Annotated in this window: 12 protein-coding genes and 1 pseudogene; 3 read left to right on the plus strand and 10 right to left on the minus strand. The window is 41.2% G+C overall.

The features are described from left to right. Nucleotides 1-209: 209 nt before the first annotated feature. A complete protein-coding gene (locus DACSA_RS11430) occupies nt 210-461 on the plus strand; it encodes a hypothetical protein (protein WP_015229905.1) in 252 nt (83 codons plus the stop codon). Nucleotides 462-685: 224 nt separating this feature from the next. Here DACSA_RS11430 and DACSA_RS11435 read toward each other — a convergent pair whose 3' ends face one another. The 6 genes from DACSA_RS11435 to DACSA_RS22185 all read right to left on the minus strand — a co-directional run bounded on the left by DACSA_RS11435 (nt 686) and on the right by DACSA_RS22185 (nt 6,448). Next, on the minus strand, nt 686-1,672 hold the full coding sequence (locus DACSA_RS11435) for an RNA polymerase sigma factor, RpoD/SigA family (protein WP_015229906.1): 987 nt from the start codon (nt 1,670-1,672) through the stop codon (nt 686-688). A gap of 383 nt (nt 1,673-2,055) precedes the next feature. Beyond that, nucleotides 2,056-3,528, minus strand: coding sequence for a J domain-containing protein (locus tag DACSA_RS11440; protein WP_015229907.1), 1,473 nt, complete (start codon nt 3,526-3,528; stop codon nt 2,056-2,058). Nucleotides 3,529-3,573: 45 nt separating this feature from the next. Further along, nucleotides 3,574-4,236, minus strand: a complete 663-nt coding sequence (locus DACSA_RS11445) for a ComF family protein (RefSeq protein WP_015229908.1) — start codon at nt 4,234-4,236, stop codon at nt 3,574-3,576. Continuing rightward, nucleotides 4,233-4,895 (minus strand): serine/threonine-protein kinase, encoded by a 663-nt coding sequence (locus DACSA_RS11450; protein WP_015229909.1) that lies wholly within the window; start codon nt 4,893-4,895, stop codon nt 4,233-4,235. Before DACSA_RS11450 ends, DACSA_RS11445 begins: the two co-directional genes overlap by 4 nt. A gap of 358 nt (nt 4,896-5,253) precedes the next feature. Continuing rightward, the gene (locus DACSA_RS22180) at nt 5,254-5,733 is read right to left on the minus strand and encodes an ISAs1 family transposase (RefSeq protein WP_232225072.1); all 480 of its coding nucleotides are present in this window, start codon (nt 5,731-5,733) and stop codon (nt 5,254-5,256) included. Further along, on the minus strand, nt 5,702-6,448 hold the full coding sequence (locus tag DACSA_RS22185; protein WP_232225073.1) for an ISAs1 family transposase: 747 nt from the start codon (nt 6,446-6,448) through the stop codon (nt 5,702-5,704). The genes DACSA_RS22180 and DACSA_RS22185 overlap by 32 nt, the downstream gene beginning before the upstream one ends. Before the next feature lie 632 nt (nt 6,449-7,080). Between DACSA_RS22185 and DACSA_RS11460 the strand changes: the two genes are divergently transcribed. Beyond that, nucleotides 7,081-7,932, plus strand: a complete 852-nt coding sequence (locus DACSA_RS11460; protein ID WP_015229911.1) for a DUF3298 and DUF4163 domain-containing protein — start codon at nt 7,081-7,083, stop codon at nt 7,930-7,932. Between the two features lie 311 nt (nt 7,933-8,243). On the opposite strand, the gene mraY is transcribed toward DACSA_RS11460, so the two are convergent. Continuing rightward, the gene (mraY, locus tag DACSA_RS11465; RefSeq protein ID WP_015229912.1) at nt 8,244-9,323 is read right to left on the minus strand and encodes a phospho-N-acetylmuramoyl-pentapeptide-transferase; all 1,080 of its coding nucleotides are present in this window, start codon (nt 9,321-9,323) and stop codon (nt 8,244-8,246) included. Nucleotides 9,324-9,387: 64 nt separating this feature from the next. Between mraY and DACSA_RS11470 the strand changes: the two genes are divergently transcribed. Beyond that, nucleotides 9,388-10,566 carry an MFS transporter gene (locus DACSA_RS11470; RefSeq protein WP_015229913.1) on the plus strand — a complete coding sequence of 393 codons (1,179 nt, stop codon included), beginning with the start codon at nt 9,388-9,390 and terminating at the stop codon, nt 10,564-10,566. Between the two features lie 226 nt (nt 10,567-10,792). Here DACSA_RS11470 and DACSA_RS11475 read toward each other — a convergent pair. From DACSA_RS11475 to DACSA_RS11485, 3 genes and pseudogenes are all read right to left on the minus strand, one after another. Further along, nucleotides 10,793-12,134 (minus strand): annotated as a pseudogene (locus DACSA_RS11475) (RNA-guided endonuclease InsQ/TnpB family protein). Between the two features lie 76 nt (nt 12,135-12,210). Continuing rightward, on the minus strand, nt 12,211-13,125 hold the full coding sequence (locus DACSA_RS11480) for an alpha/beta fold hydrolase (protein WP_015229915.1): 915 nt from the start codon (nt 13,123-13,125) through the stop codon (nt 12,211-12,213). A gap of 9 nt (nt 13,126-13,134) precedes the next feature. Then, complete coding sequence (locus DACSA_RS11485) at nt 13,135-13,608, minus strand: hypothetical protein (RefSeq protein ID WP_015229916.1); 474 nt, start codon at nt 13,606-13,608, stop codon at nt 13,135-13,137. Nucleotides 13,609-13,826: the final 218 nt, after the last annotated feature.

Genomic DNA, 13,826 nt, shown 5'->3' on the forward strand with positions numbered 1-13,826 from the left:
CACGAAAAAGTCCATTGGTTGGTTTAGTAGGGCAAGTTGCCTTAGGCAAGAGGCTTGCATGCAAAAGGCTTGCATGCAAGGTGCGTGACGATTGAACAATCAATGAACTTACATTTTTACCTGAACTTAATCGCCTCAAATCCTTATACTGGAGTTATAGTTTTCTCACCGAGTATCGTCACGAAGAAGCAGGGTTAGCGGGTTGGTTAGTGAGTGGCTATTGGTTAGGATTAACAGTGGGACGGGCTGCGATCGCGTCGCTTGCTAATAAATTAGGAAGCATTGCTAGTTTAAGCAGTTTAGGAAAAACGCTTTTTCCGTGGTTGGCGGGAAATGTGGCGGAAGGATTCGGGTTACAAATGTTTTTACCCTATGTCATCATTCTTGCGGTGGCAATGGTCGCTTGTTGGCTGATGGTCTTAACTCGATCGGTGGCGCGATCGAGCCGTTTCGCCCCCTAACTGTAGTCACTTTACAGTGACCAGTAATCAGTGACCAGTGATCAGTAATCAGTGAATTAATAATCGCTCAATCTTTCAGTTTTACTAATCAAGTTTGAGAACTACTGGTAACTGGTCACTGATTAATGTTGAGTTTCGTTTCCCTCTACCCAACCTACTTTTGATCATTGCCGTTTAAAACAAAAAAGACGCGCCTTAGCACGTCTCTATATGTATCTATTGCCTTAACCGGCTGCGATGTATTCCTGTACGCCGCCGCGTCGTCTGCGGAGTTTTGCCAATGCTTGGTGTTCCAGTTGACGAACTCGCTCCCGACTTAAGTTGAGCTTTTTCCCCACCTTGGCTAAAGAAAGCTCATTACCATCTTCTAAACCAAAGCGTAGGGAAAGCACCTCTCGCTGTTGGGGAGTCAATTCCGAAAGCATAGAATCAATGTCTTGACGCATTGACTCTTGAGTGAGATAAGTTTCAGGAGAGTTTTCATCATCTTCGAGTAACTCAGATAACTCCGTATCTTGATTATCTCCCACACGCACATCTAAGGAAATCGGTTGACGAGCAATGCTCAGATATTCCCGAATTTGCGAAGGTTCTAACTCCAATTCCTTAGCGATTTCCGTTGGGGTTGCATTCCGTCCCAGTTTTTGCGCCAGTTCCCGTTGTACTTTTTTAATTTTGTTCAGTTTTTCGGTAATATGGATCGGTAAGCGAATGGCACGAGCCTGTTGGGCGATCGCGCGAGTAATTGCCTGGCGAATCCACCAGTAAGCGTAAGTAGAGAACTTATAACCGCGAGTGGGGTCAAACTTTTCTACACCCCGTTCCAGCCCTAATGTTCCTTCTTGAATCAAGTCCAAGAATTCCATATTTCGCTTCTGGTACTTCTTGGCAATGGCAACCACTAAACGCAAGTTGGCTTCAATCATCTTCCGTTTGGCACGATTACCATCTTTGATCGCCTTTTGCAACTCGGCTGAGGTAAGTTCGGTTTTTTCCACCCATTCTTCCTCAGTTACCTCTCGTTCCAGTTCTTTTTCTAATTCTTCTTTCTGTTCTATCAGCCCCATCATCTTCTGCACTTGCTTACCCAAGATGATCTCTTGTTCGTGGGTTAGCAGAGGGACACGACCGATCTCATGGAGATAGGTTCGCACCATGTCGGCAGAGAAGATTGGCTTATCGTTATTTTTATCTAGTTTTGCAGTGGGCATCTGTAATCGTCGGTGACTCCGTTGATAAGCAGTTTTTTTATGGAAACTTGGGTTGCTTTCACTGGGAGGGAACTCAATCCCTACCTACAATATATATGCGGGTAATCAAACTTTACATCCTGCTGTTGACAGATTCATAATCAGTTTGACTGGTTTAATTGCCGATTGTGCGAAGCGGTTATGAGTTAACGTTTGATAGATGATCATTTGCTTAAATCATACTGACGCTTTTTAGATTAGTATGGTTTCCTTTATTTTTCCCTAAATCCTTGTTTTTTTAATCATCGTCTTTTCCCTAACTCCGCTTGGCTCACGTTAATCCCTAATTTACCTGAACTATACAGCCTAACAGTTTTTTTTAGAAAGATCAATATTATTTTGGCTTAGAGTAAGATCGATATTCCCAATACAGTGAGGAGAGTCGTAACAACAACAATCGTGGGAACAAGAAACGCAGCGAGAGATTCGGAAACATTAAGCAGTTGCGAACATCCACCATAGAGAAGGAGAATGGTTTGCGAGCAAGGGAATATAAACAAAATGAAGAGAAACAGGTTGGGAATCCACGGAGAAAACACAGTCAAAAAGAAGAAAAACTCTAGGGGTAAAACCGCGCTACTGGCTAGAAATAAATCCCCTGTCCAGTGGCGATCGTGATTCACAAACGAACGAGTGATGATACTAATTACAAAAATGGACAGGATTGGAATCATTCCCACTCCCAACCCACCGAAAATGACGGACAGGGTTAAGTCAAATCGAGAGGAGATTCCGACGAGAAAGCAACTTTCACCCAAAATAATAAAGCCTAGAGCAACAGCAAGGGCGGTTTTGGGTTCTAAAGCGCCATAAGCTGGTAAAACTCCCCCGACAGGGTTTCTCATTACTTGTAGCAGGGTTTTGAGAAACGTTTGTATTCCCAAGCCAACGGCGGTAAAAATTGCACCCAGTTGGTTTTGAAACGTGCTAAAAACTTGAGAACTGTCACGGCGACGATTTTGAAACAAACGTCCTATTTGTTGTGTTCCCAAGCGCCCCACTTGAGAACTGCGACTAGAAACCCTCTGCAAAAGACGTTCTATGCTTTGTGTTCCTGAACGCCACCATTGCCCAATACTACGACCGCCGATGCGGATTTGTAGCCCAGTATAACGCTCAAGGGTATCCATTGCTAAGTTATAGCCTTCGATGTTCCCCTGTTGCTTACAAATATCGGCGTAGTCTCGCCAATCAGAAATCGCTCGTTTGCGATATCGTAGCTGATAGTTAGCTACTCCTCGATAATAGTAAGGAGAGGGAAAGTCTTGATTTAAGCGAATGGCTTGACTATAGGCTTTTACCGCAGAATCGGTATAACCGAGACGTTGACGGGCGCGTCCTCGATAATAATAAGCGATCGCGCTGTCGGGTTGATAGCGTAAAATCCGTTGACAGTCTTCTAAAACCGCTCTTTCTTCTCCCAAAGCAAGATAAGCCTCACAACGTTTTAAGTAGGCTTCAATAAAGCGACTATTCAGACGAATGGTAGCAGAAAGATCAGCGATCGCGCCGCGATAATTTTGGACGAGAATTTTCTCTACGCCTCGCACATAATGCACTTGAGGACTGGTTTCTTGATCAGAATTACTCTCAGCAGATTTTTGGCGACCTCGATCGTAGCGACTGCGTTGGGCTGCGTCTGTTAATACCTCATAAGCCTCTCGCAGTAAACGAAAACGCTCGGCAGCTTTGGCATCATTGGGATGTAAATCGGGATGACAATCACGAACCAAACGACGGAAGGAGCGTTTAATTTCTTCTATGTCTGCGTTTTCTGAGACATGAAGCAGTTTATAGTAATCCTGATGTTCTGGCATTTGTCTAGGCAACCAAGACTCACTCAGAGATTGTACCTTGTTTTCTTAGGATTTGGCGATCGCCGCGATACTAATGACTCTCATTCCTGCTTTTTCTAAGGTTATTCTTGCAGCTTGAACGGTTGTTCCTGTTGTATAAATATCATCTAATAAAATTACATTCTGTTGCGGTTGTAACCCTTTCCCCAGTGTAAATGCTTCTGCTATTTCTTGTTCTCGTTGTTCGGGTTTTAAATCAAATAATGCTTTCGTATTTTTAACTCGCTTTAAACCTTGAGGTTTCAGTTTTAATCCCGTAACGGAACAGAAAGAACGAGCAATTAATTCGGCTTGATTAAACCCTCGTTGTTTTTGTTTTTCTGGATGAAGAGGAATCGGAATCACGATCGGATTTAGCGAAGAAGGAAAACGGGATTTTTCTAACCAAATATTGCCAAGACGTTCTCCCAATGGACGAGCGATTTGGGCTTTATTTTCGTATTTTAAAGCAAGAATACTACGTTTAAGCAATCCATCATATTTCCCCCAAGCGAAAACCGAGATTTTATTTTTTCCTTGAAATTGGGGAGTTGAAAGTTGATGTTGATTCAGTTTTCGATCGCAACTTTTACAGAGAACAGTTTCCGCGCTGCGTTCACACAAAGGGCAATTAGGAGATAAAAATAAAGATAAAATCTCCTCAGAAAGTTGTTTCCAGTTTAGCATCATTTACGTTCAAAATCTAATAAACTACGAGAAAAGCGGTAACTACTGCGAACACCATCGAGAAGTAAATCAGGAATTTTTAAGTTAAGGGGAGAAAGAATGGGACGATAAAGCCAATAATAGGCAGTTTTTAAATTCTTCCAAGCGGAACAAGATTCAAGTTTCAAAAAATCAGATACATCGACCACATATCCTCGCCCTTCCCACATCATTACATTTTTACCATGAACATCATGGGGAAATAAACCTTGTTCTCTGGCATAATCTAAAGCGTCATCAATATCTTTAATCACTTGTTTGGGAATTTTTAAACCTTGATTGACGCTATCATAAAGGGTAATTCCTTTAAGCCTTTTCAGAATCAAACAGTTATTTTCAGCGTAAAAACATTGAGAATAAGCGGGATGTTTTCCCAACCGTTCATAAACTTCTTTTTCTTCTTCAAAACCGTCTCTCCCTGGGGCATAAATTTTAACAACAACCTTTTCATATTCAGGATGAGAAAATACTGCTGCATAATTCCCTGTTCCCACTTTTTGCCATGGTGTAGGATAATGATTAATTACTACTGGATTATGAGGATCAACGCTTTCTAAATTAAGATTTGGTCGTAATTCTTCGTTGGTTTTTCGGATTAGTTCTTGTAGTTGCAGTTCATCCATTGTTCACTAACATTATTTTTGGTTATATTTTAACGGGTAGTGAAATTTTAAACCAGTTTTATTTTTAGCCCCCTAGCCCCCAAGTTTGGGGGAACTACAATTTCTATTTAGCCCCCTAGCCCCCAAGTTTGGGGGAACTACAATTTCTATTTAGCCCCCTAGCCCCCAAGTTTGGGGGAACTACAATTTCTATTTAGCCCCCTAGCCCCCAAGTTTGGGGGAACTACAATTTCTATTTAGCCCCCTAGCCCCCAAGTTTGGGGGAACTACAATTTCTATTTAGCCCCCTAGCCCCCAAGTTTGGGGGAACTACAATTTCTATTTAGCCCCCTAGCCCCCAAGTTTGGGCAGGGCTGTTTCATTCTATCAAAATGGGTAGTAGCCAAAGCCTCTCTCCAAGCCATCTTCGGGCTTCAGTAACTGATAAAAAGCCTAATAGTCTGAAAAGATTAAGACAAATGGTTTTTAATACTGAAAAGTTGACTGCTGACTGAAGATGGTGTACCGGGGAAACATCTTCAGAAAAAATAACATCTTTAACCCAATGTAGTTGGTTCTCAATTCCCCAATGTCCCTGAATCTTTTTACTAAAATTTTGAGCCGTTTGGTAACAACTACTTAAATAATAAACAATTTGATGATAAGGCTTATTTTTTCGAGTGCCTTTCCTTTCTACTTTGATAAAACACTGACTACTGATCCAAATTTCTTGAAGAGTTTCTGGAATTCTAAAGACAGATACGGTTCGAGTAACTTGTCGTCCGTGACTCGTTTCTGTTCGAATATCTTCCTGATCAGAAATCTGATTATGAGCGATTTCTTCTAAACGGTTGTACAATTTCGGTTGATTTTTCTTCTACCGCAATTACATAATCATTACGAGAGCGATTAATCGTTTTAATTGTTTCTTTTTGACAGTGAACTGCATCCAGAGTCAAAACTTGATTTGATAAAGGCGTGTTATTCACCATCTCTCGAACACAGTAAATTTCTGAAGTCTTTTTATTCTCTAATTTTTCTAGAGCTAAAACTAACCCATTGTCCTGACTAAACCAAGAGACAATTGAAGCAAAATTCTGCTTATTTCCGTAGGTATCAGTTAAAGTTGACTTAATACTTTTACCATCAATCGCGATCCAATTAGAAAGTTCATCTGGGGAAGATAATTGAGCAGCCCATTGGTTAAAAACTTGAATTAAATCATTATTATCTACTCCCATCATGGCTCTTCTAATTGTTGAATAAGATGGCGACTTTAGCTTAGGAGATTTTCCTAAACGAGTGAGGTAGTAATGCTTATTTTTTCCAAAGGCAGCTAAGTCTCGGTAACTTAAGTTACCCATCATTAAACCAAGAATAACAATGAAAAGTACCCACCATAGGGGATGTCTTTGTCCACTGCGATCGCGCCAGTCCTTGACTTGTTTTAAGTAACTGATTAAACTAGACATATCAGAAATTTTTCTAGAAATGCGCGATCGCGCTACTGATTTATTATCGCGATCGCGCTTTACATTTACAATTTTACCCCGAGAATGAAACAGCCCTGCCAAGTTTGGGGGAACTACAATTTCTATTTAGCCCCCTAGCCCCCAAGCTTGGGGGAACTACAATTTCTATTTAGCCCCCTAGCCCCCAAGTTTGGGGGAACTACAATTTCTATTTAGCCCCCTAGCCCCCAAGTTTGGGGGAACTACAATTTCTATTTAGCCCCCTAGCCCCCAAGTTTGGGGGAACTACAATTTCTATTTAGCCCCCTAGCCCCCAAGTTTGGGGGAACTACAATTTCTATTTAGCCCCCTAGCCCCCAAGTTTGGGGGAACTACGATTTCTATTTAGCCCCCTAGCCCCCAAGTTTGGGGGAACTACAATTTCTATTTAGCCCCCTAGCCCCCAAGTTTGGGGGAACTACAATTTCTATTTAGCCCCCTAGCCCCCAAGTTTGGGGGAACTACAATTTCTATTTAGCCCCCTAGCCCCCAAGTTTGGGGGAACTACAATTTCTATTTAGCCCCCTAGCCCCCAAGTTTGGGGGAACTAGAAGGAAATCACTTATAATTTGGAGATGATACTAATTTTAAAAGCGGATATTACATTTTGTAAGGTTTGCCTTGCCACCCTTACTATAGAGTAGATGGTTGTAGCGTTTTTAGGTATCCAGTTTTGAAAAATCGCATAAATTCTAATGAAAAATCAGAAGTTTTTCGCTCCGAAAATCATTAAAAATAGTGTGAGTTTGTTCTGTATTATTAGTTTAGTTGCTTGTGTCGAAAATTCTCAAGTCAATGTTTCTGAGTCGTCATCTTTTTCGGAATCTAAAGTGACAAATACGGAAGATTTTAAGTTAGAAAATATTGAGAGAAAGTGGCAAACTGGCAACTGTAAAATTGAAGGTAATCCCTGTTTTACGATCGAGGTCAGTTATCCTCAATTTCTAGATAATAATGCCAATTCTTTAGCCAAGATCAACACAGCAATTAAACAAGAAATTAATCATTCTCTTCAGGGTTATCAATTTGAACAAAACCGTAATTCTGAAAATCAAAGTTTAGATAAAATCGTTGAAGATATATTTTTTACTTTTAATCAGGACATCGAACAAAATAATTTATTGCCAAATTCTTGGGTAATTGAACTGAAAGGGAAACCAGAAAGTAAAACTAAAAATACGCTGACAATCTTGATTTCTGAGTATTCTTATCTCGGTGGCGCTCATCCTAATTCTTATCAAACTTATCTGAATTTTAATCAGAAAACTGGAGCGTTAATACAGTTAGAGGAAATAATTTCTGAGCCTGAAGCAGTTTTAGAATTGGCGGAAAAACAATTCCGAAAGATTTATGATCTTTCTCCAGAAGAAAGGTTAACTAATGCTGGTTTATTTGAGAATCAATTGGTGTTACCAGAAAATTTTGCGATGACAAAAGAAGGGTTGATTTTTTTGTATAATCCTTATGAAATTGGTCCCTATGCTGCTGGTTATTATGAGTTTCAAATTTCTTGGGAACGCTTAGAAGGTTTGGTCAATAAAAAGTAGGCCCTTGTGGAGCGAAGCGAAACCCAACAAACACCCATTATAACGGAACTTTGGAAAAATTTTGCCTCTCAAAACCACTAAAACCTTTATATAGTTCCCCCAAGATTGGGGGTTAGGGGGCTGAAGATATGATTAGTGTTGGGTTTCGTGTACAGACGTTTCATGGAACGTCTCTACCCAACCTACAAGTGTGTTGGGTTTCGTAAACTTCACCCAAGTGTAGTTCCCCCAAGATTGGGGGTTGGGGGGCTGAAGACATGATTAGTGTTGGGTTTCGTGTACAGACGTTCCATGGAACGTCTCTACCCAACCTACAGGGAGAAAAAAGTGATGATTGCGAGACCACACGCGATCGAATAAAAGACACCAACAATTTTAATTTCTGACCAACCACTTAATTCTAAATGATGATGTAAGGGCGCCATCCTAAACAGCCGTTTTCCCACTCCTTTCTCATCTTTAGTGGCTTTATAATATCCCACTTGTGCAATCACAGATAAGGATTCAGCGAAGAAAATTCCACTGAGAATTAAAAGCGGAAAAAGTTGTTGTGTACTAATACCAATGGCGGCGAGTCCGCCTCCTAATGCTAACGAACCCGTGTCTCCCATAAATACTTTCGCGGGATTCCGATTATGGACGACAAACCCCACGCAAGCGCCACTAAAACAAGCACAAAATAAGGCTAATTCGGGATGAGAGGTGAGGAGAATCGCGCTTAATCCTAAAAATGCGATCGAACAGGTTCCAGCGGCTAAACCATCAACGCCATCGGTTAAGTTGGTGGCGTTACTTTCGGCGGTAAAAACAAAAATCGCTAATCCCCAATATAAAATTCCTAAAGGGAGAACGATCCCAAAGGGAAGGGGAACATTGGTGATGGTGGGAGGTGAAGTCAATCCTAACCACACACAAAACCCGATCGAGGCGAGAATCTGTAATCCTAATTTCACCGATGGAGAAATGCCTTTGTTGGATTTTTTGACTAAAATCTGCCAATCATCCACTAAACCAATTAGACCATAACTCAGCGTCACCAGTGACACTGCTATCACATTGAGATCAAATTGAGACCAAAGAATCGGAACAATCAGCGCGACTGGAAGAAAAATAACGCCTCCCATGGTTGGTGTTCCCGCTTTTTTGAGGTGAGTTTGCGGACCATCTTCCCGAATAAATTGTCCTGCTTTTAATCGTTGCAAAATCGGAATGATAATGACACCAACCCCAGCACTGCCTAAAATAGACACCAACAATGGGAGAGTGATTCCATCATTGGGATTGACTAAATAATCTAAAGCAACGGAAACACCGATGATTGTCAGCGTCAAAGCAATTAATAAACCCTTACCGCTAGTTTTAATCCCTTGCCATAATTTGGTTTGTATCACATTCACAGTCCCCGCGAGCGTTTTGTTCTAAGAATATCAGAGAATAATTAATCTATTAAAAGTGATGATTTTAAAATGGCTACAACGTGAACCGAATCGAATGTTCTTGATTTTAGCGATCGGATCGTTGATTACGATGACAGGAGGAGTAGTAGCGCCGATTTTGCCACAAGTAATTACTTCCCTCAGCTTCGATCGCGCTCTGGCGACTCATTTAGTTAGTATTCATGCTCTCACTTTAGCTTTGTTTAGTCCCATTTTGGGCTTAGTTGCGGATCAAATCTCGCCGAAACGAGTGCTTGTTCCCTCTTTGCTTTTATATGGTATTTTTGGCACAGCAGGAGCATTTTTAAGCAATTTTTGGTTACTCTTAGCCAGTCGAGCGTTACTCGGTGCTACTGCTGGCGGAATTGCTGCCGGGAGTTTGGGATTACTGGGAAAGTTGTATGATCAAGAAACTCGCGCTCAAGCGATCGCTTATGCAACGGCGGTGTTAACGGTTGCGGGAATTATTTTTCCCTTTTTAGGCGGTGCAATCGGATCAATTCATTGGCGGTATGCGTTTCTGATTTATACGATCGCGTTTCCTTTGCTATTAATCTGTATTTCTGTGTTTCCCAATGGTCAATCTTCCTCAGCAGTGGAGGATCAGGTGAGTGTTTCTGGAACGTTGCAAAAAGTCTTATTCACTCCTGCTGTCATCCAGTTATTATTATTTGTGGCTCTCACCGCAGCGATTATGTATTCAGTGGTGATTTACGCGCCATTGTATCTAGAGGAAACGTTGGGGTTGGGAACGATCGAAAACGGTATTTTACTGGCAATACGGGCGTTAGGAGCGGCGTTAATTTCTGCTTTTGCGTCGAAACAGGTGGTTAAACGGTTGTCGGTTCACGGCGCGATCGCTTTTGGGTTTGGTTTAATGGGATTGAGTCTTTTTGGTATCCCTTTTCTGGCAAAATTTGCCCTCTTGCTGATGTCGGCGATGATGTTTGGAGTCGGATTTGGTTTAGTATTACCGAATCTTTATAGTAGTTTATCGAATCTTGCTCCGAAAACGGTTCGCTCTAGTATTTTGGCGATCGCGATCGGGATCAGTTTTTTAGGACAATTTATCTCTCCTTTTCTGTTTAGTCCAATTTTACAGGTGGGAGGATTAACTGCTGTATTTAATACGGCTGCTATTTTAGCGGTGTTAGGAGGGATTTTTCTTGGGATCAGAGGAATGAATCACCGTTCATAAAGTAGGTTGGGTGGAGTTCACGAAACCCAACACCAATTAGTCATTAGTCATTAGTCATTAGTCATTAGTCATTGGTCATTAGTCATTGGAAAACAAAGAACAAAGGTGTTCCTGAGCCTGTCGAAGGACAAAGGACAAAGGACAAAAAAGTAGGTTGGGTGTAGCCAGCGCGAAACCCAACATCAATTATAAGCAATTACCTGTATATTGAGTCAACTACCCACAATCAATCGCTAAACGCGATGTGATTGGGGCTTGCCTCTGCCGTCCACCTCAATTCCATGAACCTCGAAAGGCGCATGGCTTTGGCTTCATCCGACGAAACATCCGACGATCCCGAAAGATCATCTGGGCAGGCTGACAAACTACCCGTACTTGCCCAGTCTTGCCGAACAAGTAACGTTCTCATTGCTATGTTTCTAGCTCCCACTAAGTCCGCATGAAGGTCAAACCTACAGTTCTCGCAGTGAAAGGTTAATCCCTTGTTAGGTCGATTCCCTTTAGAGGTATGTCCACAATGAGGGCAACTTTGGGAAGTGTAATCAGCATCTACTTTAATTGCCAAAGAGTCGTTTAAGACCGCTTTATAGTCAATGAAACTTTGGAGTTCAGCTTGCATACCAACTGGTTTGTTTACGGTTAGCCTTTTTCTGTTTCTTAGATGCTCTTTTCCCTTTACGGCGAGGGTTAGTTCTTTCTCTAATGTGGGTTAAATCTTCTAACCCAATTAAGGAGTTAGACTTAGCGACTTTCTTAGAAACTTGGTGGTTAATATCAGCGCGAAACCGTCTCTCTCGTCCTGATAACTTTTTCAGTCTTCTTTTAGCAGAACGAGTGCCTTTGCGCTGTAGCGATTTTCTTCTCCTTTGATAATGGTTTGCTCTATGAATAGTTGATTTGCCGTTGTAGAAACTAGCCTGATTTTTGGTATCAGTCTCAACAGCTAGGTATCGTTGACCAACATCGACACCACTAACCCGTTTAATGTCTGTGGGTTGGATATCAGATTTCTCTATTTCTAGACTGACTAATAGATAGTAAGTCTTGTTAGAGGAAGAATAATGAATCTTTGCTCCTTTGGCTTTAGCCTCCCCACACTTAATCAAGTCTAAGTGTTTTTGATATCCAGAATAGGAAACCTTGATTCTACCTTGTAAGGTAATGATACTAATTCCTTCTTTAACGAACGAGAAGTCGCGACCATAGTTAAGGTTGCAAGTTCTGGAAACAAATTGTGGTGGTTTGTCTAATCCTTTGTATCTTTTTTTGGTTTTTCCTCGTTTACGATGTTGGCTATTTTGTTTAACCTTAGTCCATAAGGCTCTATAGGTTGCACCAACCTGACGACAGACATTACAAGCCATCTGAGATGGTAAATTATAATGATCTCGAATGTCGTAGTAAGCCAACTTCTGAAGTTTATTAGCACTGCTTGTTCGATTGTTGTCGAAAGCCACCTGTGAAACATAGTTCAGAGCATCACGATAAGCCAAAGAAACCTCTCGTAAGAGCGTTTTCTGCTCGGTCGAGAGATTTAACTTTAGCTTGGCAGTGATTACTTGTTTCATGGTTTCAATTTTCACAGTGCATCTACATTATAAGAGCTTAGTGAAAATGTGCGCCCTTCCTCCCGCGACTAATCGCTCACGCGATGTAGTCGGAGAATCCTTGCCACGTATGTTGAAATAGCGTAGCAGACAATAAACCTGTTACCACAGGAGGAACTTCTAAGTGAGGTAAAACACCTGTTCCCGCAATGAGATGAAAATCCACATTCGGATTTAAATTCGCTAATCGTCTTCCTTGTTGCGGACGACTAAACCGAGATTGTGACCCCCAAACGAAGACTGTCGGAGTGTTTAATTGTTCCATATATTGTGCTAAATCAAAACATAAATCTCCTTTTAAAGAGGCTAAAGCAGCATATTCCGCATTTGGTTTAAGCGCAGAAGCCAAATAAGCATTGATCGTTTCTTGAGTTAAACGTCTAGAATCAGCAAATAAAAATTGTTCTAAAAAGTTTTTTACTGCCAACTGATTCGCCGCGCCTACTGCATAAATTAGACGATCGAATCCTGGTAAATTCAAGATTTGGGAGGAAACTTGTTCCCGATAATCTTCACTAAAATCCCGATATCCAGAAGGAGAAACTAAAAATAATCCTCGGAAAAGTTGAGGCTGTTCAATGGCTAAACGAACTACTAATCCTGCGGTTAAAGAAGATGCTACCACCCACGCGGGAGTAGCTGCAACTTTTTCTAATAGGGTTTGCATGAGATTCATATAATCTTGAGGATAATATTTAATGGTGGGATGATTCGAGTCTCCCCAACCAATTAAATCAGGCGCAATTACGCGATGAGTGGCGGCAAAACTGGGATAAACTTTCGACCATTCATAAGCAGAAGAACCACCGCCTAAACTATGAAGAAAAACTAGAGGGTTCGGGTTAGAAAATACAGGCGGATAAAAGGAGGGATCAGGTGTAGAATAAACCATTGTCCCCAGTTTTGTTTCTAGATTCCGTTGTTGAAACCCGATCGGTTGATACTGTCGCATATTGTAAGTTTAGTAATTTGAACTCAGTTTTTGTCGTAACTGGGAGAGTTTTTCTCTCACGGATTGATGACTATATTCATCGTCAGGATGTGCGGGTTGACCAGGCTTTTGAAAGTATGGACGCTCTTCATACATTTGTCCCCATTTTAAGTCTGCTTGTCGTACAATTTCATAAAATAATCCTTGATTATTCAGGATTTTTTCAATAATTTCATCTAACCCTTTTAGAGGAGAATCTAAATTTTGACTAAGGAGAGAATCTGATTTCACCCAATGTTTTAAAACCGATTGTAAAGCACCAGAAGCGTCGGGAAGGTTTTGGTCAATAAATAAGTTGATTTCTGTGGTGATTTGTACCATTTTGGGAACGGGGGATTCTCCTTTTAAAAAGTTTCCTCCCTCGCGCCCGATCGCGTTAGCTAAGGAGTATTTTTGTTCTGATAAAATCTCTTTTTCAATGCGACGATTTTGTTCTTCATTCATAGTTTTTTTCCTCTAGCGATATGATCTATAGCAATCCCAAATCATTTGTGAAAAATTGATTAATGAAAGCCCCCATTATTGGCCGGAGCGAAGTGAGGATTTGGGGGCAAAACGATTTACGAATCACCTAGGATTGCTATAGGGTGGAGTTGGGTTACGTTTCCCTTCACCCAACCTACGGGGAACTACGGGGAACTGATTCCCCCCGATCATCGGGG

The organism is Dactylococcopsis salina PCC 8305, assembly GCF_000317615.1.
GTDB classification, from domain to species: domain Bacteria; phylum Cyanobacteriota; class Cyanobacteriia; order Cyanobacteriales; family Rubidibacteraceae; genus Halothece; species Halothece salina.